Below are 5109 nucleotides of genomic sequence, written 5' to 3' on the forward strand. Positions count from 1 at the left end.
GTCACTGTTGTGGGCGGTCACGGATGTGGGCGGTCACGGGCGTCGGCGTGCGCCGGGGTCGGCGGTCACTGGTGGAGGCGGATGCTGGTCGGGACGAGCCGGCCGCCGAAGGTGGTGGCGAAGGTGGTGCGGTGGCCGTACACGCCGCTTTGGCCTTCGGCGATCGGCAGCGCGTCGGCCGAGCGGAAGAGCGCGGCGGCGGCCCGGTTCCAGGTGTCGCAGCCCGCCGTGTCGGTCTTCCGGAGGGCCCGGGCGACCAGGGCGTCGTACTCGGGGTTGGTCACCGCCGCGAAGTTGAGGCCGCGGGCGGGGGCGGGGCCGGAGAAGAAGGGGACGAAGCCGACCGGCAGGGCGAAGCCCGGGGTGCTGCCGACCACCACGTCGAAGTCGGCGCTCCGGTACATGGCGTTGACCAGGGCGGGCAGGCTCTCGGTGACCAGCTCGACGTCCGCGCCGAGCGCCGTCCAGTCCCGGGCCATCAGCTCGGCGACGGACGGCAGGGTCGGGCCGAGGTCGGGGCTGGTGATCAGGCGGATCCGGAGCGGGCGGCCGTCCTTGGTCAGCCGGCCGTCGGCGGACCGGGTCCAGCCGCCGGCCCGCAGGGCCTCGGCGGCGTCCTGGGAGGGCAGGTGCGCGTCGGCGAGGTCGGCGTGGCAGAGGGAGCCCTCGGCGCCGAAGTCGGCCGCGGGTCTGCCGTTGCCGCCGACGGCCACGTCGGCGAGCCCCCGGCGGTCGAGGGCGGAGACCATGGCGCGGCGGAGGACCGGGTCGGCCAGGGGCCGGCCGGGCCGCTGGTTGAAGAAGGTCAGCCCCACGACGGTGGGCACGTCGGTGACGGCCAGACCCCGGCCGGTGAGCCGGGCGCGGTCCGGCCCGCTCACGTGCGCGATCTCGACGCCCCCGGTGAGCAGCAGGTTGGCCGCGGTGGAGGCCTGGGGCACCACCGAGAGCACGATGCGTGCGGGCAGGCCCGGCTCGGCGGTGGTCGCCCCGGCCGGTCCCCAGGAGTACCCGTCGCGGACGGTGAACTCGTACGGCCCGCCCGGGGTGTAGCGGGTCAGCACGTAGGGGCCGGTGCCGTGGGTGGTGCGGTCCAGTGACAGGGGCCGGTCGAGCCCGGCGGGACAGACGATCGGCAGCAGGCCGACGGTGCGGGTGAGGAACGGGAAGGGGGCCGCGGCGGTCACCGACACCGTCGCGTCCCGGTCGTCGGCGCTCGCGGTGAACGGGACGCTCGGCAGGACGGTCCGCGCGCCCGCGAGCTGGTGCGCCGGGTCGCCGGCGTAGGTCAGCGCCCTGGCCACCGCCGAGGCGGTGAGGGGGGTGCCGTCGGAGCAGGTGATACCCGGGCGGAGGGTGAAGGCGGCCGTCGTGGCCGTGGCCCGCCAGGAGGCGGCCAGGCCGGTGACCAGGGCGCCGTCGGGGGCCAGGTTGACCAGCGAGTCGTAGGCGTAGTGGGCCTGGGAGGCGCCGAAGGTGGAGTACGGGTCGAAGCTCGGCGTCTCGCTGGACTGGGCGATCCGGACGGTGCCGTGGTCCACCAAGGGGGTGGTCGTCGAAGAAGCGGCGCCGTCGCGGCAGCCGCTCAGGGCGACGGCCGAGGCGGTGAGGGCGGCCATCAGGACGACCGGAGGGGTGCGTCGAGGCATGGCGTCATGGTGCCACCGGGGATTCGCGGTGATAAGTCAACCAACGAGTGCGGCATAAACGTTCGAATTGACGGGAGAATGCTGCGCGCGAATATAAGCGTGATGATCGGACAATCGCAGGTCGTGCTTACACGCAGGAGTGAACCCGGGGGCCGCCATTTGGCTCAGGTGGGCCTGGTTCGACTACGGTGATCACTGGATCGGACGGTGCATTCCGTTGTCCGGGAATTCGCTTCGCCAGGTGAATCCCGCACTTCCGGAGGGAATGCTTTATCCGCCCGGCTGTGCGCTGTTCCGGTGGTTGCCTTATCCGGGTTCCCTGTCATACGTGTACGTAGAGGATGGAGCATCATGCCGCCCGTAGTACCGCCCTTCCTGATCGGTCTCATCGCCGCGCCGCTGACCAAGCGCCTGCTGAAGCCCCTGGTACGTGGAGTCATCAAGGCATCCGTCGGCATCGCGATGGAGGTGAAGAAGGCGGCTCATGAAGCCGGGGAGAACATCCACGACCTCGCGGCCGAGGTGGCCGCCGACGTGGTGGCCGCCCAGATCGCCGCGGGCGGCATCCAGGCCCCCGCCGTCGACGACGCGCACGCCGCCGGTGGAGACGCCAAGGACGAGGCCGCCGACATTGCCGAGAAGGGCGCGAGGATCCCGAAGACCCGCGCGACCGCCGCCGCCGCGAAGGCGCGCTGACGACCCGTCGGGTTCGGCGGCCGCCGCCGGGCGCGCATGTCGACATCCGTGCGACGCAACGCGCCCGGGCGGTGGCCGTCCGCGGGCCGTCCGCCCGTAGACCGTTCGTCCGTGGGCCGTTCGTCCGCGGGCCGTGCGCCCGGCGGGCCGCTCGTCCGTGGGCCGTGCGCCCGCAGGCCGTCCGCCCGCAGGCCGCTCGTCCCCGGCCGTGCGCCCACCGGCCGTGCGCCCGCAAGCCGTTCGTCCGTGGGACGTCCGTCCTTACAGAAACAGCCGCTCCGAATTTTCCGCCCTGTCGCCGTGATCCGTCGTGTCCGTGACGGGTTTTCGTGACCTCTGCAAATAGGTGAACCAACACAATGCCATCGCTCCTGGGTGCCCCAGCCGCATTCCGCTCCGCGGAAGCGACTGCGAGCCCGCGCTCGGTCATTCCGGGCCGCCAGCGCTGGGACGTCAAGCTGGTGCTCGGACGACCCCGGACGGCCGAGATCCTCGCCGCAGTGCTGCGCCGCGTTCCCGGGATCACCGAGGCCCAGGCGAACCCGGTCACCGGCGGGCTGCTCGTCCGGCACGACGCGCGGCTGCGCGCCACGGAGGTCGGCCGGATCGTCCGCGGCACCGTCGTGCGGGTCGCGGAGAATCCGACCGGGGCGGGCCGTCCGGCGGCGGTCCGGTCCACATCCGCGCCGGCCCCGCGGGCGGGCCGCGGCCCGGTCGTGCGCCCGGTGCTCGCCGTCGGCGGTGGTGTCGCGGCCGGGGTCGCGCTGATCAAGGGGTCGGCGCCGAGCAGGCAGCTGGTGGCGGTGGGCGGGGTGGCCGCCGCGACCGCGGTGATCCTCCGGAAGGCCTGGCGCGGAACGGCCGGCGCTTCCCGGGACGCGGCCGGGCCCGGTGCCGAACGCCATCCCCTGCTGGAGATCGCCGGACCGCACCGACGCCGCCTCCACCGGGCCGCCGCCCTGTCCGTCGCCTGCCAGGCGGCGGAGGTGGCGCTCGGCACCCTCCTCGGCTGGACCGGCCTGGTGCTCATCAAGGGCGAGGCCGCTCCGCTGGCCCGGCTGGGGCTGACCACCGCCACCGCACAACTCTGGGGCCTGGCAGGGCTGGTGGCCGCCGCCTGCGCCGCGGTGGCGGGTCTCTCCTACGCCTCGAACCTCCAGTGGCGCCGACTCGGCCAGGACATCGAGCACGACTGGCGCAGCCGCACCTACCGGCACGTCCAGCACCTCGAACTCGGGCACCTGGAGGGCGAGCGGACCAGCCGGGTGGCCGGCGCGCTCACCAACGACGTCGGCCAGCTGGGCGCCTTCTTCGCCGGACCCGCCAACGACGTGCTGCAACTCGCCACCAGCATCGCCCTCCTGGTACCGGCGTTCCTCCTGCTGGCACCGCAGATCGCCTGGATCGCGTTCCTGCCGATCCCGGTCGTCGCCTGGCTGTCGCTGCGCCACCAGGACAGGGCGGCGGCGGAGTACGCCGACACCGGCGAGCGCCGGGCCAGGCTGGGCAGCCAGGTGATCAACTCGCTCGAGGCCGGCGCGACCGTCAAGAGCTCCTGCACCGAGGAGTACGAGGCCGAACGCGTCGACGAGCTGAGCGAGGAGGTCCAGGAGAGCACCCGGCGGGCCGACCGGAGCACGATCCGCCACGCCGAGACCGTCCGCGCCTGCACCACCGCCTCGATGGCCGGCACCCTGCTGGTCGGAGGCCGTTCGGTGCTCAACGGCACCCTGCGCTTCGAGGTGTTCAGCCCGCTGATCGGCCTGCCCCAGATGCTGCTGATGCGGATGAGCCGGCTCGGCGGCATCGCGGACCAGTACCAGCGCACCCTCGCCTCCTACGACCGGATCCAGCGGCTGCGCGCCCTGCCCGTCGAGGCCGACGGCGGCGCCGGCACGCTCGACCCCGCCGAGGTACGGGGCGAGATCGTCCTCGACCGGGTCACCTTCGCCTACCCCGGCCGGCCGGCGGCTCTGGAGGACCTCTCGCTGACCATCCCGGCCGGGCAGGTGACCGCCATGGTGGGCGCCACCGGCTCCGGCAAGACCACGGTCGCCAAACTGCTGATGCGCTTCCAGGACCCGGAATGCGGGAGGGTGCTGATCGACGGTCAGGACGTACGGGACCTGCGGCGGCACGGGCTGCGCCGCGCCATCGGCTTCGTCGCCCAGGACCCGTTCCTCTTCGACGGCAGCATCGCCGACAACATCCGCTACGGCAGCTTCGGGGCCTCCGACGAGGAAGTGATGCGGGCCTCCGCCATGGCCGAGGCGCACACCTTCATCACGACGCTGCCGGACGGCTACGACACCCTGATCGGAGAACGCGGCGCAGCGCTCTCCGGCGGCCAGCGGCAGCGGATCGCCCTGGCCCGCGCCATCCTCAAGGACCCCCCGGTCGTCATCCTCGACGAGGCCACCTCCGCCGTGGACAACGAGACCGAGGCCGCCATCCAGCGCACACTGCGCGGCTTCGCCGCCGACCGCACGATGGTCGTCATCGCCCACCGCCTCTCCACGGTCCGCCACGCCGACCGCATCTACGTCATGGACAAGGGCGGCGTCGTCGCCGAACAGGGCACCCACGACGAACTCCTCGCCCAGCACGGACTCTACGCATCCCTCTGGCAGCTCCAGGCCGGCGAACTCGCCGCCTGACCGCAGAAAAGAAGCCGGCCCGCCCGCCGACCGCGTGACACCACCGCGGTCGGCGCGGCCCGGCACGCCCTGCGCGCCTGCCCACCCGTACTTCTGGAGGTACCCCC

The 5109-nt window shown here is 73.3% G+C and carries 3 protein-coding genes; 2 read left to right on the forward strand and 1 reads right to left on the reverse strand.

Going from position 1 to position 5109, the window contains the following annotated elements; translation table 11 throughout:
• Nucleotides 1–65 precede the first annotated feature (65 nt).
• Nucleotides 66–1649, reverse strand: coding sequence for an ABC transporter substrate-binding protein (locus GBN72_RS02380; RefSeq protein WP_151769942.1), 1584 nt, complete (start codon nt 1647–1649; stop codon nt 66–68).
• 351 nt (nt 1650–2000) lie between these two features.
• Here GBN72_RS02380 and GBN72_RS34980 point away from each other — a divergent pair, with 351 nt between their 5' ends.
• The gene (locus GBN72_RS34980) at nt 2001–2345 is read left to right on the forward strand and encodes a DUF5132 domain-containing protein (RefSeq protein ID WP_246212212.1); all 345 of its coding nucleotides are present in this window, start codon (nt 2001–2003) and stop codon (nt 2343–2345) included.
• A 461-nt stretch (nt 2346–2806) separates the two neighbouring features.
• The gene (locus tag GBN72_RS02390; RefSeq protein ID WP_246212213.1) at nt 2807–5002 is read left to right on the forward strand and encodes an ABC transporter ATP-binding protein; all 2196 of its coding nucleotides are present in this window, start codon (nt 2807–2809) and stop codon (nt 5000–5002) included.
• Nucleotides 5003–5109: the final 107 nt, after the last annotated feature.

The organism is Streptomyces abyssomicinicus, from assembly GCF_008974245.1.
Lineage (GTDB): Bacteria > Actinomycetota > Actinomycetes > Streptomycetales > Streptomycetaceae > Streptomyces > Streptomyces abyssomicinicus.

Bases quoted from the DNA above. Each gene is read 5' to 3' on its own strand.
- GBN72_RS34980 (WP_246212212.1), top strand. From the start codon at position 2,001: ATGCCGCCCGTAGTACCGCCCTTCCTGATCGGTCTCATCGCCGCGCCG.
- GBN72_RS02380 (WP_151769942.1), bottom strand. From the start codon at position 1,649: ATGCCTCGACGCACCCCTCCGGTCGTCCTGATGGCCGCCCTCACCGCC.